This is a genomic window from Betaproteobacteria bacterium, from assembly GCA_009377585.1.
Classification (GTDB): Bacteria; Pseudomonadota; Gammaproteobacteria; order Burkholderiales; family WYBJ01; genus WYBJ01.
The window spans coordinates 1-21,884 of sequence record WHTS01000100.1 but is presented as its reverse complement, the minus strand read 5'-3'; the positions used below and the strand labels follow the sequence as shown (position 1 = coordinate 21,884).

Annotated in this window: 24 protein-coding genes; 9 read left to right on the top strand and 15 right to left on the bottom strand. The window is 61.9% G+C overall.

The window, feature by feature from the left end:
* Window positions 1–395 precede the first annotated feature (395 nt).
* From GEV05_23585 to GEV05_23555, 7 genes are all read right to left on the bottom strand, one after another.
* A complete protein-coding gene (locus tag GEV05_23585; GenBank protein ID MPZ46314.1) occupies window positions 396–1,685 on the bottom strand; it encodes a DNA-processing protein DprA in 1,290 nt (429 codons plus the stop codon).
* Window positions 1,686–1,689: 4 nt separating this feature from the next.
* Window positions 1,690–3,798, bottom strand: coding sequence for a RecQ family ATP-dependent DNA helicase (locus tag GEV05_23580; GenBank protein MPZ46313.1), 2,109 nt, complete (start codon window positions 3,796–3,798; stop codon window positions 1,690–1,692).
* 110 nt (window positions 3,799–3,908) lie between these two features.
* Complete coding sequence (locus tag GEV05_23575) at window positions 3,909–4,346, bottom strand: PIN domain-containing protein (GenBank protein MPZ46312.1); 438 nt, start codon at window positions 4,344–4,346, stop codon at window positions 3,909–3,911.
* Complete coding sequence (locus tag GEV05_23570; GenBank protein ID MPZ46311.1) at window positions 4,343–4,618, bottom strand: type II toxin-antitoxin system prevent-host-death family antitoxin; 276 nt, start codon at window positions 4,616–4,618, stop codon at window positions 4,343–4,345. Before GEV05_23570 ends, GEV05_23575 begins: the two co-directional genes overlap by 4 nt.
* Window positions 4,619–4,731: 113 nt before the next feature.
* On the bottom strand, window positions 4,732–5,004 hold the full coding sequence (locus GEV05_23565; protein MPZ46310.1) for a YciI family protein: 273 nt from the start codon (window positions 5,002–5,004) through the stop codon (window positions 4,732–4,734).
* Window positions 5,005–5,069: 65 nt separating this feature from the next.
* Window positions 5,070–6,236 carry an MFS transporter gene (locus tag GEV05_23560; protein ID MPZ46309.1) on the bottom strand — a complete coding sequence of 389 codons (1,167 nt, stop codon included), beginning with the start codon at window positions 6,234–6,236 and terminating at the stop codon, window positions 5,070–5,072.
* A 23-nt stretch (window positions 6,237–6,259) separates the two neighbouring features.
* On the bottom strand, window positions 6,260–6,631 hold the full coding sequence (locus GEV05_23555) for a hypothetical protein (GenBank protein MPZ46308.1): 372 nt from the start codon (window positions 6,629–6,631) through the stop codon (window positions 6,260–6,262).
* On the opposite strand from GEV05_23555, the gene GEV05_23550 reads away from it, so the two are divergent.
* The 6 genes from GEV05_23550 (at window position 6,616) to GEV05_23525 (ending at window position 12,379) form a co-directional block, all read left to right on the top strand.
* On the top strand, window positions 6,616–7,386 hold the full coding sequence (locus tag GEV05_23550) for a hypothetical protein (GenBank protein MPZ46307.1): 771 nt from the start codon (window positions 6,616–6,618) through the stop codon (window positions 7,384–7,386). The two genes, GEV05_23555 and GEV05_23550, sit on opposite strands and share 16 nt — an antisense overlap.
* Window positions 7,313–7,906, top strand: a complete 594-nt coding sequence (locus GEV05_23545; protein ID MPZ46306.1) for a hypothetical protein — start codon at window positions 7,313–7,315, stop codon at window positions 7,904–7,906. The genes GEV05_23550 and GEV05_23545 overlap by 74 nt, the downstream gene beginning before the upstream one ends.
* Before the next feature lie 501 nt (window positions 7,907–8,407).
* Window positions 8,408–9,310 (top strand): NAD-binding protein, encoded by a 903-nt coding sequence (locus GEV05_23540; protein MPZ46305.1) that lies wholly within the window; start codon window positions 8,408–8,410, stop codon window positions 9,308–9,310.
* Between the two features lie 648 nt (window positions 9,311–9,958).
* Window positions 9,959–10,225, top strand: coding sequence for a hypothetical protein (locus GEV05_23535; protein MPZ46304.1), 267 nt, complete (start codon window positions 9,959–9,961; stop codon window positions 10,223–10,225).
* Window positions 10,226–10,475: 250 nt separating this feature from the next.
* Entirely contained in the window at window positions 10,476–10,799 is a 324-nt protein-coding gene (locus GEV05_23530; GenBank protein ID MPZ46303.1) for a hypothetical protein, read from the top strand.
* A gap of 557 nt (window positions 10,800–11,356) precedes the next feature.
* A complete protein-coding gene (locus GEV05_23525) occupies window positions 11,357–12,379 on the top strand; it encodes a methyltransferase (protein MPZ46302.1) in 1,023 nt (340 codons plus the stop codon).
* Window positions 12,380–12,692: 313 nt separating this feature from the next.
* Here the strand turns inward: GEV05_23525 and GEV05_23520 are convergent, their stop codons facing one another.
* The 3 genes from GEV05_23520 to yghU form a co-directional block, all read right to left on the bottom strand.
* Window positions 12,693–12,815, bottom strand: a complete 123-nt coding sequence (locus tag GEV05_23520) for a hypothetical protein (GenBank protein ID MPZ46301.1) — start codon at window positions 12,813–12,815, stop codon at window positions 12,693–12,695.
* A gap of 76 nt (window positions 12,816–12,891) precedes the next feature.
* Window positions 12,892–13,767 carry an NAD-dependent epimerase/dehydratase family protein gene (locus GEV05_23515; protein ID MPZ46300.1) on the bottom strand — a complete coding sequence of 292 codons (876 nt, stop codon included), beginning with the start codon at window positions 13,765–13,767 and terminating at the stop codon, window positions 12,892–12,894.
* 294 nt (window positions 13,768–14,061) lie between these two features.
* Window positions 14,062–14,949 (bottom strand): glutathione-dependent disulfide-bond oxidoreductase, encoded by an 888-nt coding sequence (yghU, locus tag GEV05_23510; GenBank protein ID MPZ46299.1) that lies wholly within the window; start codon window positions 14,947–14,949, stop codon window positions 14,062–14,064.
* Between the two features lie 124 nt (window positions 14,950–15,073).
* On the opposite strand from yghU, the gene GEV05_23505 reads away from it, so the two are divergent.
* Entirely contained in the window at window positions 15,074–15,853 is a 780-nt protein-coding gene (locus GEV05_23505; protein MPZ46298.1) for an alpha/beta fold hydrolase, read from the top strand.
* Window positions 15,854–16,414: 561 nt separating this feature from the next.
* Window positions 16,415–17,173 (top strand): SDR family NAD(P)-dependent oxidoreductase, encoded by a 759-nt coding sequence (locus tag GEV05_23500; protein ID MPZ46297.1) that lies wholly within the window; start codon window positions 16,415–16,417, stop codon window positions 17,171–17,173.
* 6 nt (window positions 17,174–17,179) lie between these two features.
* Here the strand turns inward: GEV05_23500 and GEV05_23495 are convergent, their stop codons facing one another.
* From GEV05_23495 to GEV05_23485, 3 genes are all read right to left on the bottom strand, one after another.
* The gene (locus GEV05_23495; protein ID MPZ46296.1) at window positions 17,180–17,803 is read right to left on the bottom strand and encodes a hypothetical protein; all 624 of its coding nucleotides are present in this window, start codon (window positions 17,801–17,803) and stop codon (window positions 17,180–17,182) included.
* A 65-nt stretch (window positions 17,804–17,868) separates the two neighbouring features.
* A complete protein-coding gene (locus tag GEV05_23490) occupies window positions 17,869–19,185 on the bottom strand; it encodes a type II toxin-antitoxin system HipA family toxin (GenBank protein ID MPZ46295.1) in 1,317 nt (438 codons plus the stop codon).
* Window positions 19,186–19,188: 3 nt separating this feature from the next.
* Window positions 19,189–19,440, bottom strand: a complete 252-nt coding sequence (locus tag GEV05_23485; protein ID MPZ46294.1) for a helix-turn-helix domain-containing protein — start codon at window positions 19,438–19,440, stop codon at window positions 19,189–19,191.
* 359 nt (window positions 19,441–19,799) lie between these two features.
* Here GEV05_23485 and GEV05_23480 point away from each other — a divergent pair, with 359 nt between their 5' ends.
* Window positions 19,800–20,135, top strand: coding sequence for a hypothetical protein (locus GEV05_23480; GenBank protein MPZ46293.1), 336 nt, complete (start codon window positions 19,800–19,802; stop codon window positions 20,133–20,135).
* A 51-nt stretch (window positions 20,136–20,186) separates the two neighbouring features.
* Here the strand turns inward: GEV05_23480 and GEV05_23475 are convergent, their stop codons facing one another.
* Together GEV05_23475 and GEV05_23470 are read right to left on the bottom strand one after the other, a co-directional pair.
* Window positions 20,187–20,957, bottom strand: coding sequence for a hypothetical protein (locus GEV05_23475; GenBank protein ID MPZ46292.1), 771 nt, complete (start codon window positions 20,955–20,957; stop codon window positions 20,187–20,189).
* 458 nt (window positions 20,958–21,415) lie between these two features.
* Window positions 21,416–21,884: integrase (locus GEV05_23470; protein ID MPZ46291.1), on the bottom strand; the 469-nt coding region annotated here is incomplete at its 5' end.

The following is a 21,884-nucleotide window of genomic DNA, read 5'->3' as shown; positions in this document are numbered from 1 at the left end:
TGCGCAGCGCATAGGCAGGATTTGGGCAGGGTCTGAGAACAGCGGCAGCGAAACCGAAAAGTAGCTGCTGCAAGCTTCTGTTTTCAGAGAATGTTTTTGGTGGCCAAGGGCGGAATCGAACCACCGACACAAGGATTTTCAGCTCGAGGCTTATCTTTCACTGTTCAGTAAATCAGTCACTTCGAGACGCTTGCCGATTCAAACCCAATGTCAGTCGTTGGCAAACCAATGTCGTTCGAATACACCCAGGGCACAAAAGAGGCACAAGGCCTTGCCTCCGTCAGCGCAGACCAAAAGCTCAATCCAGGGTGCGGCGAACTGACTTTGGCGGAATGATCGCGGTAGCCCATGCTCGCTAACGGCTCTCGATGAGGCTTGCGAAACCATCTCGCCATCTACGGAAGCAGGCGCGGCTGCGGCAGTTCGTACTTCTTGGACTTGCTGGCTTTGACTGACACGAAACCTTCGGCTTCAGCTCGCGTGAGCCATTCTTTGACTTGCGCGTCCTTAAGCTTCAACTGCGACCCGATCGCCTTAGCGGTCATCGGCGCAGCATCCATCACCAGCGGCAGCCGGCGGACAAACTCTACGAATAAATCCAGCTCCAGCGGCTCCCTCCCCGAATCGGAAACTTGTTGTTCCGCGGCGGCAGTCGCCTCAGAGGGCGTGGCATACCCCGGGATCTGCTCTTCCATCGCACCGTGCGCGGTCGCACCCGTTGGGAAAAGGCTCCCCGGTTTTGCGGGTTGCCGCGCACCACCCAGAGCGTCACGCAAATTGAGGTCGGAATGTGGATCGTACTCGAACGACATACCGCCCTCGCGCAGTAAAGCACCGTTGCCTGGCGCGCTCGGGTCTTGGCGAACGAATAGCGGCACCCACTTCATGCGAAGGTTCTCTGTTGCGCCGGCCCATGTCCCGCCCTTGTCGATGCTCGAATGCACGACCAACGCGAAATCTGCGAGACAGTAGATGCTGCTGTTGCGGTTCATCGCGTTGCCTGCGTTGAAGCCGGCTTCGGGGTGATATGGCGAGATGAGCACGAGCCGTCTTTCCTCGATGCCGATCCGGTTCTGACGATTACGCACCGCGGCGAGCAGCCCGTCGGCCAATACACCGACGACGTTGCCGCCCGCTTCCCCGGCAGACTGCATCGCGGTCGCATCGATACCACGCGCCCCGCCGGAAATCACCGCAATGCTCTCTCTTGCGCAACGCACACCGATTTCAGCGGTGAAAGTGAGAGCAGCGTCGTCCGCATTGCGCGAACCGACGATCGCGAGCCCGCCGGCTGTGAGCAACAAAGGATCACCGGCGCCGAAGAGCAGTGGCGGCGCATCCGCCTTGAGCCGTTCCTTCAGCAGCCGCGGATAGCCTTCGTCGCTGCGGGCGAGTACCCACAGGCCGCTGCGGCTCCATTTTTCGTTGGCCAGTGCGAGCGCGGTGCCGCGCCCGAGCAAGGTTCGCACGCGCTCGGGATCGAGCTTCGCTTCGATTACGCGCCCAAGATCCGCGAGACTCATATCCATTAGGCTGGCCGGTCGCTGCCCTCGCTCATGGAGCCATTTGGCGAGCCGGCCGTACTCGGAGGTTGTCAGCGGTTTCTCGTTCGTGGCCTTACTGAAATGCCCGCAGAGGAGCAGCACGGCTTGTGTGTCGGGCCTCAATTGAGAAGGTGCGTTCATGCGTTCAATCTACCCCGGCATTCGCCAGTGCCGAGGGGTACACGCGGCCGCTTCCGGCCCTACGCAGCAAGGTCGCGATCACGGCGAGCGTCCATCCGGAAGCGGTGACGTCGTCCACCAATAGCATCGGCTCAGCGAAAGGTGCGCCGCCGGCGGCGACTGCGAACACGCCATCCAGGTTGCGGCATTGATGGTACCGATTTTCCATGCCCTTCTGCGGCTCGGTTTCGCGCAACTTGCCGACCACCGCATGAAACGGCAGCCCGAGCGCCGCGGCCAGTCGCCGCGCAAAGTCCGGGACGAGATCAGGGTGTCGCAACGACGGTACGCACGTCACCCAGCCCACGTTGCGCGCTTCGTGCCAGCGCTCGCGCAGCATTTCAGCCGCACCGCTGACGAGCTCATCGGGAAACCGCCCGGCTACCTTGCCTTCCCTCACCATCTCGCCCCAGCCGACTTCGCCCCACCTTGCAAGGATACGCCCTGCCTCGGCCTGGTACTCGGGCGTAATCCGTGCGCCGCTCCAACCGTAACGCGGGAATGCCCCGGAGGGAAACATCTTCTTCGGTTCCAATGGGGATTCGCTGCGTCGGAGCAGCCGCTGAGCGGCGGCGAGCGTTGCGGAACGCACCACATCCGACACCAGGAGGCGGCCCACACAATGCGTGCAATGTCCGCACGGCTTGGCCAGGAGATCGTCCAGCGCTCTCGCGAGGAATTGCATGAGGCAGTCAGGGCCGTCGATGTAGGCCTGCATCTGCGCCCACTCCTGCATGCGCTGATGTGTGAGGTGGGCGATACGCTCTCGATCAATGCGCCAGGCGTTCGGCGTGCGAAACCACTTCGAACCATCCTTCACGATAGGTGCCGGTTCCTCCACGGCCAGAATCTTGAGGACCTTCTCGATTTGGCCGTGCCGCAGATTCACGGTCCCCTCGATCTGTCGCAAGGTCATTCCATTCTCGCTCTCCTCCAATGCGACGAGGATCTCATTGATCTGCGGCTCGGGCGGAAAGGCGGTATTGCGAAAGTACGCGTGAATGTCGTCGTCTTCTCGCCCGGACAGCAAGATGCCGTAGGCGTAGTCGATCGCGCGCCCGGCGCGGCCAACCTGCTGATAGTAGTGCACGACCGATCCCGGTGCCTGATAGTGGATGACGAAGCCGAGATCTGGCTTATCGAATCCCATTCCCAAGGCCGTCGTTGCGACCAGACATTTCAGCTCGTTGGCGAGTAGCTTCTGTTCCAGACGCTCGCGATGCACGTTCGTTTCCGGCGCATCGCCCGAGGTGGCGCCGCTATGGTACGCCTCCGCTGCAATGCCGTTCGCCTTGAGCCAGCCGGCGACGCGCTGTGCATCGGCAACCGTGAGCGTGTAAACGATGCCGCTGCCGGGAAGCTGCGGCAAATAATCGGCGAGCCACGCCAGGCGCACAGCGGCATTCGGCAGCCGCATCGCTTGCAGCGCGAGCGTCTCTCGCGCAAGCGGTCCGCGCTGAGTTTCTATCCTCGGCCCGAGCTGAGCCTCGACATCGGCGACCACGCGAGTGTTCGCAGTCGCAGTCGTCGCCAGCACCGCAATGTTGTCCGGCAGTTGGCGCAAGACACCCACGATGCGCCGGTAATCGGGCCGGAAGTCATGCCCCCAGTCGGAAATGCAATGCGCTTCGTCGACGACCAGAAGCCCGATTCGCCCTGCGACGGGTAGCAGGATTTCCGTAACAAACTCGTCGTTGGCAAGGCGCTCGGGGGAGATCAGTAGAAGGTCGATCTGATTGGCGAGCAGTTCAGCCCGCACGCGGTGCCAGTCCTCCTTGTTGCCTGAATTGATCGTTGCCGGGCGTAGCCCCAGCCGCTGGGCGGCTTCGATCTGGTTTCGCATCAGCGCAAGCAGCGGTGAGACGATCAGCGCAGGCCCAGCACCCTGGTCGCGCAGGATCTTCGCCGAAAGGAAATACACCATGCTCTTGCCCCAGCCAGTTCGCTGGACGACGAGCGCACGGTGGCGCCGGTTGACGAGGCAGTCGATCGCCTCCCATTGCCCGTCGCGGAAGGTAATCTCGGGTGTGGCCGCCGCCTGACGCAGCAGCGCTTCCGCTGTCGCGCGGCTGATAGCGCCGGAGTTAGCCATCACGGCGATGCCCGCACTGCGCCACGCGGGCGTTGCTCTCTTCTGCCAGCGCGGCATAGCGATCATTTCGAGCAGTCACGCAATTGCCCCTGTCATGGCAGGGTCTGGGGCCAGGGCAGCAGGCCACTCGTTTGAGCGCCGCGCCACAGCTCGCGGTCGTAGGTTGCCAGAGTGACCGTGTCGCCCAACGACTCCTGCCACATCAGCGCGCAAGCGAGGTGCACCGCGTCATAACCGCGTAGGCCCTGCGACCAGGCGAGCGCTGCAGCGCGCGCAACAATCGATTCGTTCACCTCCAGACGGATCAGGTCGCCCCAATCTGCGTCGAAGGCTGCCACGCCGCTGGCGGCACTCTCCCGAGCGGCGAGCCCGACGCGAACTGCCTTGGCCAGTGCTGCAGTGACCTCCGCCCGGCTGATAACGGCGGTCGCGGTGATGCGCGCCACCTCGATCAACTCTGCCACCGCGTCCGAGCCCGCCTCGGCCACATACCGCTTGACCAGGGCACTCGCGTCCAGATAGAGAATCACCCGCGATCCTCGATGATGAGCTCCGCGACCGTCTTTCCTTTCGGAATCCGCACCGTCGGCTTACGTGGGGACAAGCGGCGACCGCTCCAGTGCAACAGCCCGGCATTGCGTAGCGCGGAGATCCGCCCTTCGAGGTCCGGCGCGATCGGCACGAGGCGGCCGACCGGTACCCCGCGGTCGGTGATGATGACCGATTCACCCCCGCGGGCGAGTCTCAGGTAGTGACTCAATCGGCTCTTGAGTTCGCGAATGCTGACGACGGATTCGGTCACGGCGGCGTTCCTCCAGCTACGGAATGAATGTAGTCACATACTAGCACTTTGCGACCACCTCGAGCCTTCAGAGGGCCTCGGGGAGCAGCGCTCGACCAGAGTGGACGTTCTCATCAGCCGGTCGGTGGCTTCGGGCACTTCCGTGCCCACGCGAGCGCCTCGTCCATCGATTTCACCTGCCACATCCAGTAGCCCGCGATGAGCGCCTTCGTCTCGATGAATGGGCCGTCCACGACAGTCGTCTTCCCGCCCGTGAACTTCACGCGTTTGCCTTCGCGACTCGGCTTCAAGCCCTCGCCGGCCTGCATGATGCCGGCTTTGACGAGCTCCCATTCTATCGATTGATCAAGCGCAGATCGGTCTCGAATCTCTGACCGACTCGGCATGGCGATGCCTCTTGCCTGAGCGGGGGTGCGAGTTGGCCTCGTCTGCAGCAACGTCTTGAATCGCGTTACGCCGAGGAGGCGACAGGCCTGGGTACAAAAACGAACATCAGAGCGCTCGCTGCGATGATCGTCGCGAGCGCGGGAAACGCGACGCCATAGCCCCACGCGGCGATCAGCAAACCGGTGAGCACGGGGCCGATCGTCTGACCGATGTCCATGATGGTCCTGAGCACACCCACCGAGGCGCCGAACTGGCCTTCCTTCGCGACGTCCGCCACCAACGCCGTCGTTGAGGAGGTGACCGTCGCGAAGGCCGCACCGTACAGCATGCTGAGCGCCGAGAGCGCGTAGACCTCGTCGGCCATGGGAACCAGGGCCACGCTTATCGCGCCGAGCGCAAGGCCCGGGAAGATGATCGCGCTGCGTCCGAAGCGGTCGGAAAGGTTACCCATGAGCGGCTTGACGATGATCACGCTCAGCAGTTGCGCGCCGAGAATGATCCCGATCTGCCACGCAGGGATGCCCACCGAAGCAGCGTATAGCGCGAGAAACGCCTCGACCGCGCCGAACACCAGGAACTGCGCCGCCTCGACGATGCTTGTGAGCATGATGGCGCGGCTCGACAGCACGTCGCGCAGCGCCGCGAAGAAGTGCGGGAAGCGCACGTCCGCCCGCGATCGAGGCGACTCCGCGGGCAGCATGAGGCCGACGACGAACGCAAGCACGCCGCTGATCGCGCACGCCCAGTACACCGACTCGAAGCTCGCAACCGAAATAAGAAACCCGCCGAGGAACGGAGCGACCGAGCGGCCGGCGATGGTGATCGAAGAGTAGGTCGAAAGCATCGCCGCGCGCCGCTCCGGATATTGCGCCGCCAGCGCGGCGGTGGCGACCGTGTTGAAGATCGCCGTCGCGAAGCCGTGGTAGAAGCGTACCGCCGTCAACTGCCAGGCGTCGGTCACGAGCAGATAAAGGAACGGCGCCGTCGCGAACACGACCAACGAAGCGACGATCACGCGGCGCTTGCCGAAGAAGTCCGAGATCGCGCCTGCCGGGAAGCTGATTAGGATTCCCGGGATCGTGGAGGCGATCACGATCCAGCCGATCTCGGCGGGCGTTGCGCCGAGATGCGCTGCGAAGAGCGGCAGTACCGGCGTCTTCGACAGCGTCGAGCTGAAGATCGCGAGCGCGCCGATCGACGCGATAAGAACGAAGAAGTACCGCGCTGTGATCGCTTGCGCCACTGGGCGGCCTCCTAGCTCGCGCTCCCGCTCAGCTTCAACAATAATTCGACGAGCACCGATGCGGCCTCTTGGTAGGCGACTTCATCGCTGTCCGGAGCGTACCAACTCACGCTGCCGCCACGAAAATCGGTGTCCGATCGTTCCCTGTGCCAAGCGGACAATCCGGCGGCCTCGGCCGCTTGCTTGCTCGCCGTTACGCGTAATCGGTCTCGCTGGGCGCGAATGAACGCGACTGGCTCATCGGTTTCGGAAAGGACGGCATATCCTCTCCTGGCGGAAGCCAAGCGTGGCCGTTGGTCCACCGCCGCCTCAACCAGATCGAGCAGTCGGCCGATTCGCAGCTCGGTTCCGGCCTCTTCATCGGCTGATGCCGCTTCGGGCAAGTCAAAAACCCGTCGGAGCACCGAGTTGGGGGTGTCTTCAAGCGGCCGCGCCCGCCGTTGCAACTCGGCCCAGACTTCCTCATCGATCCGGATCACTTTGGAAGGCATCGGTCCGGCCTAATGGGAGCTTGAATGTCCGGATGAATTGGGAGTTACAATGTAACACACCTCGTCGTCGGCCTGAGGGATGCATGACGACCGCCGCGGAAAGCCGGATGCCTCCTCGCCTCACCGTGCTGGGTTGGGAGTTGCTGAAGTTGGGTGCGGTCGCCTTCGGTGGACTCGGCTCCACCCTGGCGCTGCTCCAGCGCCGTCTTGGCGACGAGCGCGGCTGGATCGATCAAGCCGTCATCAGCGAGGGCCTGGCGTTCACACGCGCGCTGCCAGGTTCGACCGGCATCCAGCTCGTCGCCTATCTCAGTCACCGACTATGCGGGTGGCCGGGAACGCTAGTAGGCACGCTCGCTTACATCGCGCCGGCGACGCTGCTCATGATCCTCGCGGCGGCCTTCGCCATTGCGCTGCCCGATCACCCCGCAGTCGATCGCGCGATCACCGGATTGCAGATCGGCGTGGTCGGCCTGCTCGCCGCGTCGATGTGGCGGCTCGTGCGCAGTGAAGCGAAAGACAGGGCGCGGCTCGCGGTGCTTCTGGTGTGTACGGTGCTTGGCTTTTTCGTGAATGCCGTGCTGGTGGTCGCCCTTGCGGGCACCGTTGGCCTCCTTCTCACGAAGGAGCAGAAAAGACATGCCTGAGATCGTCGAGCTCGTCGCGCGTTTCTTGATGGTCGGCGCGGTTGCGTTCGGCGGCGGTGGGGCCGCACTGCCGCTCGTAGAGCGTTTCACCGTCGCCGAGACCGGCTGGCTCACGCCGCGGCAATTCTCGATTGGCGTGGGCTTTGCCTACGCGACACCAGGTCCGATCCTCATCCTTGCGGCATTCGTCGGCTATTACGTCGCCGGGGTGCCCGGCGCGCTCGCGGGAACAGCCGCGGTATTCGCCATTCCAGTCGTGCTTGCCGCAGGATCGGCGGGTATCGTCCAGCGCCTCAACCAGTATGCGCGCTTTCGCGCATTCGCACGCTTCGCCGGCGCGGGTGCCGTCGGTCTGCTGGCTGTCACGCTGAGCGCACTGGGCGCACCGGTGCTCAAGATCCATCCGGCCCTGCTTATCGGCGCGGTGCTGGTCTTCGCGGGGGAGCGTGCCGGGCTCTCCCCAGTCCTCTTGCTCGTGCTCGCTGTCGCACTCGGTGCTGGATCAGTATTGATCTTCTAGGTGCCGTCTTGCGCCCCGCGTCACGGCGTACTGAAGACGTACCCAACCGCGTCTCAAAGAAACGAGGCCCACACCTGCGGGAAGCTGGCATGTTAGAGAGCAGCGATTGCGCTAAACGAGTTCGGTCTGACTTACCAGCCATTTGACGCCCACCCGCATATCAGCTTGATCGACCGTCGCGGTCGTATCGGCAACCGAACTTCAGCAAACGGCCAAGAAGAGACCATCGTGCTGAGGAGCCCGACCGTCGGCTCCTCGGCCAGTGCGGTCAGATAGTCAGCATCGAGCGCAGGGCAGGTGTGCGCCAGTCAGCGGACCTTGGCGACGACCCCGTATCCGACGTCAGCTTTTTCATCATGGCATTGGCAGCTCGCGACCCACTCCGACCACCCGACGTCGAAAGCGGGAAATGCCGCTTGGCAGCCCGTTGCGCAATCGTTGGCAATAGCTCAGGGCTCGTTCAAAATATCCCGGACCGATTCAGTGCGAGGGAGGATCGTCATGACCGGAAAAGTGGGATTCGTCGGCGTCGGCGCAATGGGCGGGCCGATGGCGTTAAACCTCGTCAAGGCGGGATTCGAGGTGGTCGTCCACGACATCAACCCGGATCGGGTGGCGCCGCTTGCGGCGGCGGGCGCGCGCGTGGTGGATACGCCCGCGGCGGCGGCGGCCGAGTGCCGGCGCACGATCTGCATGGTCGAAACCGCCGACCAGGCCGAGGCGGTGATCTTCGGCGACAACGGTTTCGTGCAGAAGGCGCAGCCGCGCGACATCGTGGTCTGCATGAGCACGATCGATCCGCTCCTCGCGCGCCGGTTCGCGGAGCGCCTGGCCGACAAGAGTATCGCCATGCTCGACGCGCCGGTGAGCGGCGGACCGCACGGCGCGGCGGCGGGGACGCTGTCCGTGATCGTCGGCGGGCCGGAAGATGCCTTCGCCGCGGCGGAGGACCTCTTCCGCGCGATGGGCAAGAACGTGTTCCACGTCGGCGGGCACGGCATGGGCCTCGCGATGAAGCTCATCAACAACATGCTCGGGCAGATCCAGACCGTCGCCATTGCCGAAGCCATGGTGCTCGGCAGGAAGGCTGGGCTCGACCCGAAGAAAATCTACGAGGTGGTGAGCGCGAGCACCGGCAACAGCGTGCAGTTCCAGAATCGCGTGCCGCGGATCCTCGCTAGAAACTTTAAGCCCGGAGGCACGCTCGACATATCCTTCAAGGATCAGGAGCTCGAAACGGCTTTCGCCAAGCGGCTTGGCGTGCCGCTCTTCCTCGCCAACGTGTCGCAGCAGGTCTATCAGATGGGCCGTGCCGCCGGGCTCAGCAAGGAAGACGGTTCGTCGCTCGTCAAGGTGTACGAGCGGCTTGCGGGCGTGAAGGTCAGCGGCGACGATAGCGTCTGAGAAGTTCGTCGCTCCCGCAAACGCTACGCGCGAGGTGGGCCTTGGCGTCGAGTTGAACAACACGGTCTATGCAGTGGATTCCCGCACAATCGATTTGTGCCTGGGCTTGTTCGTTGGTGCACCCGTTTCGCTAGGCCCATACGGCCATCCAGCTGCACACGCTGCTGGACTTGAGAGGGGCAATTCTCTGAGAGCAACCCGATCGAATCGTTACGGCTAGCCGCGGTTACTGCATCACTTGTATTGCTTCGTCACCAACACGGAGATGGGAACACCCGCATCGATATCGGTCTTGCGCTTGGTAGAGAGACCACCATCTTGCGTGAACGCCGATGCATCCACCGGCTCCCAGGCGGAACATTTTGCGCCTCGCGCATCTACGCAGCAACACCTTGGGGCACTATCGGCTTTGGGGTAACAAATTCTCAATGATTAGTGGTAGCTCATATCCGACCACGCAACGCCAACGTTATCGCCAGCGCAGGTCGCAGTTAATCCCTTGGCGTCGTTGCAAGCCGCATCAGGCACGTACCGGATTGCTTTTGGGCCACGCGCTGGGCAGGAAGTGCTAATCCTACAAATGCTGGTCAGTCGGGATAAGCGAAACACCGCGGTACGCGCCGAGGCGCACGGCATCGCCATGCTGCCGTGCGCGGCGCCGCCCATCAGCGCAAAGAACTCGAACGACTGTGCCGATACATCACGCGTCCTGCGATCGCCAACGAACGCTTGAGCCGCAATGCCAAAGGCCAAGTCGTGCTGCAACGCAAAAGCCCCTATCGCGAAGGAACCACACACATCGTCATGGAAAAAATGGTGATGCACTCATTTCTCAGGCGGCTTATGCATGTCTGCTTGTGGCCGATTGGACTCGTTCCCGGCCGAGGGCCAACTTTACCGGCTGATGGACGTTGAGGATCGTACCGAAAGCGCCGGCTCACGGCCGGTAGCAATCACTCGGTGTCACTGGCACTTTGCTGTCACCACCGGAACGCTGAGGCGTATGGATGACTAACGGCGAGCGCACTCACGGCGACTGATCGCGCGGAAACAAGTGCAGCGCTGGCCGTGCACTTGCGGCCATGGCGCCAGGCAATGCGGCGGCCGGCTATGGCGTGATCCGGAACACCCGGTCGATCGTCGACGGTACTCTGCTTGAGGAGGAATGATGAAGTCCTTGCTTGCGATCGTGTTTGCGGCGTACGTTGCCAACGCGTCCGGAGCCGGATGTGCCGAGTTGTGGACCGGCAAGCGCTTCACTGGGCAACACAACATCTGCTGCTCACAGTGCGGCGAATGCTGTAAGTTTTCCGAGCCCTACATCTCCCGTCTGCTCTCGTCCAAATCGGGAGGCACCGCGCAACTGAGCACCTTTTATCAGAGCGCGAACTGTCGTTCGGGGGAGGGCGTCACCGTCGACCGTGACGGTTGGCGCGACATGTCGAAGCTTCCGGCCTACCGCAGCGTCCTGACCGCGTGCGTACCGTGACGTCGAGGCACCATGGCAAGAGAGCTTGAAAACCGGGTTCGCGAGTATCTTGAGCGGCGCTTGAAACTCAAGTTCGAAGCGACTCGTCTTGATATCGGAACGCGCGAAAGGGTCGATGCTTGGATTCAGCTTGCAAGGCCTTGGCTCCTCATTTTGGAAATAGAGGATCAGCAGCACCATCCGACAACAAACGTCTTGAAGCTGTGGCCTTTTCTGGAAACAAGACGCGATGTGCGGGCAGTGTTGGTTCACGTGTACTTTCCAACAAGCCGAGCTGCTACAAGTTTCTCGCGGCGACCTCGCCACTTGGCTAGGCAAGAGGCTTGAACGCATGTTTCCGAAACGATTCAAGTTCCAGCGCTTGGACATCGACTGGGGCGGAGACACCTGCAAGGGATATGAAGATCTCGTGCGTACTGTTCCGTCGCTGAGTGATGGCCGAACAAGCCGTTCAACCCGATCGCGCGTAAAACGCGCTCCGGGTTAACGGCGGCGGTTAGGTCGCCCTAAAGTGAGCGACACTCTCGCCAACCTTACCTTGGAAAGGAACGTCAGTCATGAACCCACTGTCCCCGGCCCGAATCATGGAGGTCGGCATGGCCTTCTGGCCAGCCAAAGTCCTGCTCTCTGCGGTAGAGCTAGGGCTTTTTACAGAACTTGGCGCCAATTCCATGACTGGCCGCGAGCTGCAGGACGCTCTTCAGTTGCATCCGAGAGCAAATCCCGATTTCTTCGACACGCTGGTGGCGCTTCGTTTTCTCGACCGTGACGGCAATGGCCCTGAGGCTCGATATCGCAATACGGAGGAAACTGCGTTGTTCCTCGATCGACACAGCCCTCAGTTCATCGGCGGCTTCTTGGAAATGGCCAACGCCCGCCTTTATCGGTTCTGGGGCGAGCTCACCGATGCCCTCCGGACTGGCATCCCACAAAACGAGATCAAACAAACCGGCGAGTCCATGTTCGCTGAGCTCTACAGCAAACCCGAGCGGCTCGAGCAATTCATGGATGCGATGAGCGGGATTTCTGCGGGCAATTTTCAGGCCTTGGCCGAGAAGTTCGATTTCTCTCGCTATCGCACGGTCTGTGACGTGGGTGGCGCGACGGGATTGCTGTCAATGCTTGTGGCCAAGAAACATCCTCATCTTCGATGCACTTCTGCGGACCTCCCGGCCGCTACCCGGATCGCAGAGCGCAAAATCGAGGCCGCGGGACTCTCAGATCGAATCTCCGCGAAGCCGCTTGATTTCTTTACGGAGCCGCTGCCGAAGGCCGATGTGATCACAATGGGTATGATCCTCCACGACTGGAATCTAGAAAAGAAAATGCATCTCGTCCGTGCCGCCTATGATGCCTTGCCTCCAGGAGGTGCGTTCGTCGTCATTGAGAACCTGATCGACGACGCGAGACGCGAGAACGCTTTCGGGCTGATGATGTCGATCAATATGTTGATCGAGTTCGGCGACGCATTCGATTTCACTGGTGCTGATTTTTCTGGATGGTGTCGCGCGGCCGGCTTCAGTAGGACCGAAGTTATTCCATTGGCGGGTCCCGCAAGTGCGGGCGTGGCCTACAAGTAACCTCAACGGAACGATCGGCGGCCTAACAATTCATTCAAGCCGAAGCCGCTTCGCGGATCGGCTTACTGTAATTCAGGCGTTAACCGTCCGCTTCGGAGGAGATTGACCGGCAGGTTCGGGTCGGAAGTTCGCGTTCGCCAGATCGAGAAGCTGCCGTTCGAATCGATTCACGGCTGAACGGCAGGTAACCAATGTATTGCTGACCGAAAAGCCACGGCGGCCGAATGGCCGTGCAGGCCGAAGAGCAGCTACCGCCGGACACGACGTGTCCTTCGGGGGTGGTGCCAAACACCATGATCCCCCCGCATGATCGTTAGGCCGGCTTGAACTTCACCAGCATCCACTCCACCGAAACGTCATCGAAGACGGCGACGACGGGCATGTCCACCCGGACGTCTTCCGGCGCGCACTCGACGATGTTCGCTGGGACGCGCACACCCTCGTCGAGCTAGACGATCGCGTAGGTGTAGGGCAACGCGGGCATCCAAGTCTTCCGGAGTGCTTTGCGGCGTTCAAGCCACGGTGCGCCCGTTGCTGGTCACAAAGCGGGCAATGTCGTCGGCGAACACGCGCTCGGAGTCGTCCTGCGGCGCATAACCGATCACTTGCCGGGCGTTGGCGATGCTCCAGCATGAGCGCGTATTGTCGGACACGCCATAGAAGCAGTGCCACGGCACGCCGTCGGCGTTGCGGATGTCGGGCGTCTCGACGGATTTCATGTAGAGTTGCTGCAGATCGCGCTCGCTGATGTAGCCCGCCAGATCACGCTTGTAGGTGGTCTGGTTCTTCGCAAGCTTCGCGCCATCGACCGGGCGCGGCACGACGATGCGGATGTGAATGTTTTCGACCGGCCTGCCGAAACGACCGGTGGCGAAAATAAAGCCGAGATTCTCATAGGCGATCTTCGCCCAGCCGTAGAAGTTGTCCGAAAGCGGATAGGTCGTGTGATCGCAAGAATCCATGCGGCCGTCGTGCAGTTTGGTTTCGTACCAGTCGGTGGCGTGGTTCGAGCTCGCCGTTACGACGCGAGTGACGCCTTCTTCCTGGGCGAGGCGAAACACGTGATAGGCCATGTCGAGCGAATCGCGCTCGACGTAGTAACCCTCCAGATCGCCCAGCGGTCGGTCCTTGAGCCACTGCCGCGGTGCGCCGGTATTCACGCCCGGGCGAGTGCTGCGCGTGTTGTGAACGATCGCATCGACTCCCTTGAAGTGCTCGCGATAGGTATCGATGTCGGGATTGACGAGATCGACCTCGATGATGTCGTCGATATCGTGCGGTTTGCGTCGGTCCAGCAACACAACGTCATAGCGCTCGCGGAACACGGGCAAGAGCTGGCGCGAGAGGTAGCCGGCTGCGCCGGTGATCAGGACCCGTTTGCGTGCCATGGTCGGTCACTCCGTAAGTGAAACGTTCCGATGATAGGCGGAGACCTCATGGAATCAAAATCCAAACGCAACCATGAGCGCACCTTGTATGCCTCGAAAAAGAACGGCACGAACGCGGCGCGAGCGTTGAAACCGCGGATCGGCGGCTAATGGCCGCTCGAGGGCGTCGGCGAGGCATTGACGAGGATCACATCGGGCAACACCCCAGGGAAGCTGCTGATACGCGTTGGAAAGGCCGCGCGGTTCGCGCTTCTCTTCAGGCTCGCCAGATCCGGCGGAGGGATTACGGTGGGGTTACCCGCGCGCGGCGATCTTGTCTTGCGTTTTCGTCCTGAAGTCGCTGGCGTCATGGCGCTCGTGCAATTGTTCTTCAGGCGGCCCGCTGGTGCGGTTGACCATGCGCCCGCGCTTGACGGTCGGGCGCTCGCCGATTTCTTTCGTCCAGCGCGCCAGGTTTTTGTATTCGTGCGTCTGCAGGAACTTGCGCGGATCGTTGTAGGAGGCGCCGTTCAACATGCCGTTGCCGTACCACGGCCAGATCGCCATATCGGCGATCGTGTATTCGTCGCCGGCGATGAATTGATTGCCCGCAAGCTGCCGGTCGAGCACGTCGAGCAGGCGTTTCACCTCCATTGCAAAACGGTCGATGGCGTATTTGATCTTCACCGGCGCATAGGCATAGAAATGCCCGAAGCCGCCGCCGACATAGGGCGTTGAGCCCATCTGCCAGAACAGCCAGTTCAGCGCTTCGGTGCGCTTGCCGCGATCCTTTGGTAGGAAGGCGCTGAATTGGTCCGCCAGGTAGAGCAGGATCGCGCCGGATTCGAACACGCGTCGCGGCGGCTGCTCGCTATAGTCCATGAGCGCCGGGATTTTGGAATTCGGGTTTACCCCGACAAATCCGCTGCCAAACTGGTCGCCCTCGCCGATCCGGATCAGCCAGGCGTCATATTCCGCTCCGCTATGACCCGCCGCCAGCAACTCCTCCAGCATGATCGTGACCTTGACGCCATTGGGCGTCCCTAACGAATAGAGCTGAAGCGGATGCTTTCCGCGCGGCAACTCCTTCTCATGTGTCGCGCCCGCGACAGGACGATTGGTGTTGCTATAGCGCCAATTAGGACTGTCGCCCTTCTCCCAGACCCAGACTTCCGGCGGCGTGTATTGAGGTGTGTCAGTCATGTTGGGCTCTCGCGTGTCGCTCGATGGGTTGGCCGAATGGATAAGATAAGTAGGGTCAGTGTAAACTTTACTGACAGCCGCGGCGCGCCGGGCGCGCCCATTCCATTCAACAGAGGAGGGTATCGTGGCGAACATCAACGGACCTCTCTATTACGAGCGCATGGGCCGTACGGGCCCGGTGATGGCCTTCGTTCATCCCAATCCGATGGACCAGTCCTGCTGGATCTACCAGATGGCGAGGTTCTCGACATGGTTCCGCTGCGTGGCGATCGACATTCCGGGCTACGGGCGCTCTCCCGCCGGTACTGCAGAAATGTCGCGCTTCGACATGGCACAGGCGCTGTGGGAGACGCTGGACGAGATCTGTCCGGGCGAGCCTGCGGTGCTTGTCGGCTGCTCCGTCGGCTCTTCCCTCGTGCCGCACATGTACAAGCTCAGGCCCGAGCAGACCAAGGCGATGATCGTCTGCGGGACCGGTTATCGCGGGCCCGATGAGGTGTCGCCGCATATCCAATTCTACAAGGACAACGGTCTCAGCTATCGCTGGGATTTCACCTTCAAGGATTTCAGTGCTGGGTTTGGCGCTACGCCGATGGCTTCGTATTTCGCCCGGCTCTTCACCGAACGGGATGCCTTCGCCGACCTGCCGACCATCCTCACGCAACTTGCCGCGTCTCGGCCCGCGGAAGAATTCTTTCAAACGATCGATTGCCCGATGATCATCCTTTCGGGCAGCGAAGACGGCGCCCATCCAGGCGCCTTCAAGCTCCAGAAGCTCGTCCCCCGCTGCGAGATGAAGACCCTGCACGGGGCCGGACACGCCTGCCAGCTCGAGCAACCGTGGCTCTTCGATCAATACATGATCGAATTCCTGAAGAAGCACGAGCTGTTTCCGGTCAAATAGGTTGCTGCAGGCAAACATTTATTGTGGTGGGCGGCGCTCGGGGGCGATACAGCCTTATGGACTTTCCTCAATGCGACCACTGCAACGGGCCTGACGATCCCGCCTGGCCCGCGCTCGTCTGACCGGTCGGTTTGAGGAAGCATCTTCGATGACCGGTTGTGGCCGGCTGCCGACTCACCCGGCTGGCCGCTAGATACCCGGACACCGGCCGCCTGCGGCTGAGAAGAAGCATCCGGTCCTATTATCGAGCGTTCCTTATTTCATGTCACGCTCGTCCCTCACCCCCAACCCCTCTCCCCGGGGGGAGAGGGGAGCGTCGCGTCTGTATTGGACTGTCGTCCAATACGGAACGATCAATAGCTACCGGTGGGAAGGCGGGCGGTCGACCTGGAAGAGTTGCTGGCGCTCATCCCGGTGGCCTGATCTTCACGGCCAGCGATAAGTGACGATCAGGGAAAAAGGTGGTTTACAGTAAATCTACGCGCCGACACCGGTTGCCCTGGCCGCGTTCCGGGTCGCGGATGCGCGCCAGGTTTGACATTCACCATGGGGGATAGCGCCATGCAGGCTACGGGGAAGATTGCGGTCATCACGGGTGCCGGCAGCGGCATCGGGCGGGCGTCGGCGCTGGCTCTGTACGCCGACGGGTTTTCCGTCGTGCTGGCCGGCCGTCGGCGGAAGATGCTGGAGGAGACGGCAGCGCTGGCGCAGGCCTCACCGCCACGCATGCTGGTGGTGCCGACCGATGTGTCCGACCCCGTGTCGATCGCCGCGCTGTTCGAGACCGTGCAGGCGACCTATGGCCGCATCGATCTACTGTTCAACAACGCGGGGATCAGCACGCGCAACATCCCGATCGACGACCTGACCTATGAGCAATGGTCGAATGTCGTCGCGGTCAACCTGACCGGCTCCTTCCTGTGCGCGCAGCACGCCTTTCGCATGATGAAGAACCAGACGCCGCGCGGCGGGCGGATCATCAACAACGGCTCGGTATCGGCGCATGTGCCGCGACGGAACTCCACACCCTATTCGGCGACCAAGCACGCGTTGACCGGACTGACACGCTCGCTGTCGCTGGACGGGCGGGAATTCGACATTGCCTGCGGCCAGATCGATATCGGCAACGCAGCGACGACGCGCAACGAAGACACCGCGCGCGGTCGCTTGCAGGCGAGCGGCCGGGTCGAGGCGGAGGCGCGCATCGACGTCAACGACGTGGCGCGCGGCGTCGCCTATATGGCCAGCCTGTCGCTGGAGGCGAACGTGCAGTTCATGACCGTCATGGCAACGAAAATGCCCTATATCGGTCGTGGCTGACGCATCTCAGCATTGCATGAGTTCGATGCTGACACCATCCGGCGCGGCAACGTAGCACAGCAGGCTGCCGCCGACGCCTTTCTTCAGCTCGACCGGAAAGCTCACGCCTTTCTTGCGCAGGTCAGCGCAGAGGGCCGTCAGGTCGCCCTGGTACAGGAAGCCGAAATGATCGGTTCCCCAGGTGTTGTGGCTGGAGAAATCGGAATAGGGCCGGATCGGCTGGTTGGGTGCCGGATCCTCCCCAGGGCGGCGGCCACGGATCAGGATCGTCATGCCGCCGAACTCGACGAAGATTTGCGGGGCACCGCGGGCGATGGTGTCGGCGGCAATGGTCGCGCCGAACATCTCGACATACCAGGCGGCCGATGCCTTGGGGTTTTCGCTGATGATGTGGACGTGATCGAATTTGAAGGCGGGATTGCTCATGGTTCTGTCCTTTTCGATCGAGAATGGTACATCAGCCGTCTGCGCGCTACTGCGTTGCGTGCCTCGGGTACGCGTTCGCACATTGGGACCGGTGGCGGAAGGGACCGCATTGCTTGACCAGGCGATGACAGCCTTTGTGGCCATGGGTGGCCGATCAGTGCCTATCGATCGAAAGCGCATATCGACCTGAGCGGCGTTCGCCACGATAAGCTGTTGCGTCCGCTATTCAAACTTTCCTACGGACACTCTGCTTTGTCTGCGGGGTTTCGCTATGCCGCCGACGCCTCGATTGTGTGCAGACGGCGCTGGATTCCGCTTGTGATCTGATCAATGAGGCGGGCAGGGAAGTTTTCGGGGAGCGTGCGCGTGACTGCTTCGAGCGCGCGCGGCATTGCGGTGGCGATGTCGGCCAGAACGTCGTCTACGACGGCCTTGCCGACGCCCGCCGATCCGGCCGTTTGCACGAAATGTCGCGGCAGTACCTCATCAACGATGTAATGGCGATTCTTGCCTGCGGCCATCGCCAGCTTGAACTGATTGCGACGAAGCTGGCCTGTATCGACATAGGGTTGCGTTGACATGATGTCGTAGAGCGGAGCGAGGCGGAATCGACCACCGGGAAGCAATTGCAGACTGAAGTTTTTCGCGTGTCCATCTGTGGCGCCAAGCAGCCAGAAGAAGATCTGCGCCCTTATGAAAATGCGTTGATCGGCCGCAGGATCGTCGCTCGCTTTGAGGAGATCCAGAAGACGAGCAATTCCCGGTCCGCCATCCGCTTCGTACTTTCGTGTCGGCGGGACCGAAAGAGCCTGGCAGCAGTCTTCCTGCGGCAGCCTGAGCAGGCGGCCATCGATCGTCCAGCGCCGGTCGAATCGCTCGACGATCAGTGCGCGATTGTCGCCGAAGGCCGCAATGGCGACATCGGCGCTGGGGAAGCCGATCTCCCGGGCAAGCTTGAGGCAAAAGAACTCGTTCTCGATGCTGTCCGAGAGATCGATGCCACGGTCAAGTCTGCCGATCGGTGGCTTGAAGATATGCGTGGTGGGCGTCGATCCATGCGGTATATGCCACCGGTCCTTCCAGAGCAGCAGCGCGGTTTTCTCCTGCGCACCGGCAAGCGAAATCCGGAACTCGTGCCCTGCGGTTACCCCAAGGGGGGTGTTTGCGAGGTCGGCGAGGATCGCTGCGATATCCGCATCGGAGAGGGGGCGGCCTTCGATCGCGCCTGGCGTGGAAGGAGCCTCCCCCTCGGGCAGAAATTGGAGGGCGCCGGGGCAATCACGACCGACCGCGCTTAGCAAGCTGAATGCGTCGGTACCCTCCGCTTGTGTGCGCGCTGCGAGTCGCTGGCGTATTCGATCGTTATCGGGGAGGAGGTTGTCGAAGACGGCAACGACCGGGGCGCCGATATAGCGATCCTCGCGCAGTGGCAACGAGAGGGAGACGGGAAATGTATTTTCCCAGCCAAGCCACGACGGCGCGTACTGGAAATCGACGGCACCGCTCGCCTCGCGCCGCAGCCTCCCGACGAGCCGCCCATTGAGAAAGACGTCAAGCGGGAGGCGGGTTTTTTTCCGCCCGGCCATTAGTTAGAAGAGATCCTCAATCTGAGCGGTCGAGCCTCGGGTCCGGGGGCGGATGACAATCTCCAGGTCGAGGGCGGCAAGAGCGTCGATCAATGTTTGCAGACGTGTAGCGGGTTCTCCGGCCTCGAGCTTGGAGATGGTGGCCTGACGCAAATGAATCCGTGTCCCCAGCTCGTCCTGCGAGAGGCTGAGTTGCTTTCGCTTCCGACGAATGACCGCGCCGAGTTGCTGCGGGGTGCGAGCGATTTGGTCCATAGGCCCTCCTCCCGCGCCCATTATGCGCAAATGCGTATAACCAGTCAATATACGCATACGCGTGTATCTTAGGTTTATGCGTCAACCCGTATGAAGCTCGAACCATCTGAGCTGGTCGACGTACTTGCTTTCGCGCGGGATGAGCCTGCCCCGGCGGGCGAAGGCCTTAGCTTCCTCGAGCAGTTGCCTCTGCGCGTCGGTCCGGATCGGAATTTCGGGGGCGCGCCCGCCCTTGCACCAGCTCGGACTCAGTGCACGTCGGTCACCGCGATCGGCCCATGCCGGGTGAATCTCAATCGACTCCGCGCGACGCAGGCCAGTCAAGGGAAACCAATGTCATTTGAAGGGCGTAACGATACATGTTCGATGCAGGGCGACGTCGCCGCGACCCCGGCTTTCGGGAGCGGGTTCTCCGCGCCTACGAGTACCGGTGCTGTGTCTGCGGGTCTGATCTTCGCATCGGGCATATTCCAGCCGGGTTGGAAGCAGCGCATATCCAGTGGCATCACGTTGGCGGGCCGGACATCGAGCCCAACGGCCTATCGCTGTGCGCGCTTCACCACAAACTCTTTCACCTGGGCGCATTCACGGTCGAGCCATCGGAGCACCGAGTGGTCTTCAGCCAGCACGCCATCAGTGCGTTCCTCGACCAACTATCCAGTCCAGGCCGCATGCCGTTCGGTGCACTTCGATGACATTGAGCGGTGGGAATGCGCTGACGATCGGGGGAAGGTGACAGCACGCATTCACGTCTTCGAAAGCCGGTACTCGACCTTGTTGTTCGTCACACCGATCTGTTTGGCTTGGATGAGTCGATCCACGACGGCCTGAGCGACTTTCTCGGTCACCTCGTTGCCGAGAATATGCACGACATGGTGTTCGAGCGTTGTCCGTTTGGATGGCCGGTTCTTCGACTGCTCTCTCAGGAAACTGATCACCTTCGCAACATCATCCGCAGTCATCTTGCCGCGCTTGGTGGTCGCCTTCTTTGCAACCTTCTTCGCGGGGGAAGTAAGCTTCGCGACACGTGTTTCGGGGGAGGGCTGCGAATCGTCGTGTCGGTCAATCGGTCCACGGGAATTGGGCGCACGACCGCCTCCCGAAGGCGACTGAACGAGGTCGATCGACTCGGCTGCAGCCAGTGCCTCCACGATCGTCGCTGCCTTCGTGACATGGCAGCCCTGGCTCCGGGCGCATTCGAACAGGGTGTCGAAGCCGCTGTCTTTCGATACGACGACGTAGCGCGCGAGACGGTTCGCGGCTAAGTTCTCGCGATGCACCATCCCAAGGCAGAACGCGATGTGGAAATCCAGCGCGTTCTTGCCGGACTTCGTGCTCTGAGTGAAGCTCACGTGCTCGCCGAGCGGCTGCCATGCCTCGACCATGTCGGCATCGAACTTGTTCTGGTGCGGCCCTCGAAAGATCCAAAGCCTGAAATGGTCGCCGCGCAGCTGCCTCACTTCGTCGGCGGTCGGTTTCACGTTCTCGAAATCGACCAATAGATAAGTAATTGGCATGAGTGCCGCGTCATCCGAAATGTCGTAACGATCCGATCGTAGCTCACCTAAACCGAAATCGCATCGACCGGCCGACGGCAGGACGAGCTGTGCGCCGAGACTGGTAATCTGAGCAGTATGGGCCGCGGCCCAATTCTCGTAGTGGCGTTGATCCGCTCGGTGTTACGCCGAGCGGCGGCGGATTGGGATGGTTGCACGAGGCGCCGGGCTGCGGATGTATCGCTAACCAAAGTGCCGGGTACCTTGGCTGCTCCAAAAGAGCTCAATCGGCTCCTCAAAGAATTGAAAGAACACCAGCGCGAGGCGGTGATCTTCCACTCGGCAACGGACTGCGTCAGGCCAACGTGATCAAGCTGAAATTGCTACCGTCTCTGACGACATCGCCATGCGTGGACGTGCGCGTCGAAAACGAAGTGCGGGTTCTGACCGTTCGCGGGCGGGTCGCATAGGGTGCAGCCTCATCTCCCGAGGTAAACCGCTGTAACGGCCTCGCGCTCATGACCGAGCTCCTGGCTGATCGTGAGCCGCGCCTCCTGGTCCAGCGCCTTCTGCTCCGGCGTGAGGGATTTCAACGACGGCCCGCCGGCGGCCGGCGCGTTCCAGCCGGTGAGGTCACGGTAGCGCTGCTGCGCGTAGGCGTGCCGGTGGCCGTGCACACGATGGATGCTCGCCTGCCTGCACTGGTGTTCGAAGCGTCTGAGCTGGTCGACGTACCTGCTTTCGCGCGGGATGAGACTGCCGCGGCCGGCGAATGCCTTCGCCTCGTCGAGCAGGTGCCGCTGCACGTCGGTGCGGATCGGAATCTCGCGTGACCGTCCGCCCTTACACCAGCTCGGGCGCAGGGCGAGCCGGTCGCCACGGTCTGCCCAAGCCGGCTGGATCTTGATCGACTCCGCGCGACGCAGACCGAAGGCGGCCTGGAGCTTC

Bases quoted from the DNA above. Each gene is read 5' to 3' on its own strand.
- GEV05_23480 (MPZ46293.1), top strand. From the start codon at position 19,800: ATGTTCGATGCAGGGCGACGTCGCCGCGACCCCGGCTTTCGGGAGCGG.
- GEV05_23525 (MPZ46302.1), top strand. From the start codon at position 11,357: ATGAACCCACTGTCCCCGGCCCGAATCATGGAGGTCGGCATGGCCTTC.
- yghU (MPZ46299.1), bottom strand. From the start codon at position 14,949: ATGACTGACACACCTCAATACACGCCGCCGGAAGTCTGGGTCTGGGAG.
- GEV05_23585 (MPZ46314.1), bottom strand. From the start codon at position 1,685: ATGAACGCACCTTCTCAATTGAGGCCCGACACACAAGCCGTGCTGCTC.
- GEV05_23530 (MPZ46303.1), top strand. From the start codon at position 10,476: ATGATGAAGTCCTTGCTTGCGATCGTGTTTGCGGCGTACGTTGCCAAC.
- GEV05_23490 (MPZ46295.1), bottom strand. From the start codon at position 19,185: ATGGCCGGGCGGAAAAAAACCCGCCTCCCGCTTGACGTCTTTCTCAAT.
- GEV05_23485 (MPZ46294.1), bottom strand. From the start codon at position 19,440: ATGGACCAAATCGCTCGCACCCCGCAGCAACTCGGCGCGGTCATTCGT.
- GEV05_23540 (MPZ46305.1), top strand. From the start codon at position 8,408: ATGACCGGAAAAGTGGGATTCGTCGGCGTCGGCGCAATGGGCGGGCCG.
- GEV05_23500 (MPZ46297.1), top strand. From the start codon at position 16,415: ATGCAGGCTACGGGGAAGATTGCGGTCATCACGGGTGCCGGCAGCGGC.
- GEV05_23550 (MPZ46307.1), top strand. From the start codon at position 6,616: ATGCCGCTTCGGGCAAGTCAAAAACCCGTCGGAGCACCGAGTTGGGGG.
- GEV05_23565 (MPZ46310.1), bottom strand. From the start codon at position 5,004: ATGCCGAGTCGGTCAGAGATTCGAGACCGATCTGCGCTTGATCAATCG.
- GEV05_23475 (MPZ46292.1), bottom strand. From the start codon at position 20,957: ATGCCAATTACTTATCTATTGGTCGATTTCGAGAACGTGAAACCGACC.
- GEV05_23515 (MPZ46300.1), bottom strand. From the start codon at position 13,767: ATGGCACGCAAACGGGTCCTGATCACCGGCGCAGCCGGCTACCTCTCG.
- GEV05_23545 (MPZ46306.1), top strand. From the start codon at position 7,313: ATGCCGTGCTGGTGGTCGCCCTTGCGGGCACCGTTGGCCTCCTTCTCA.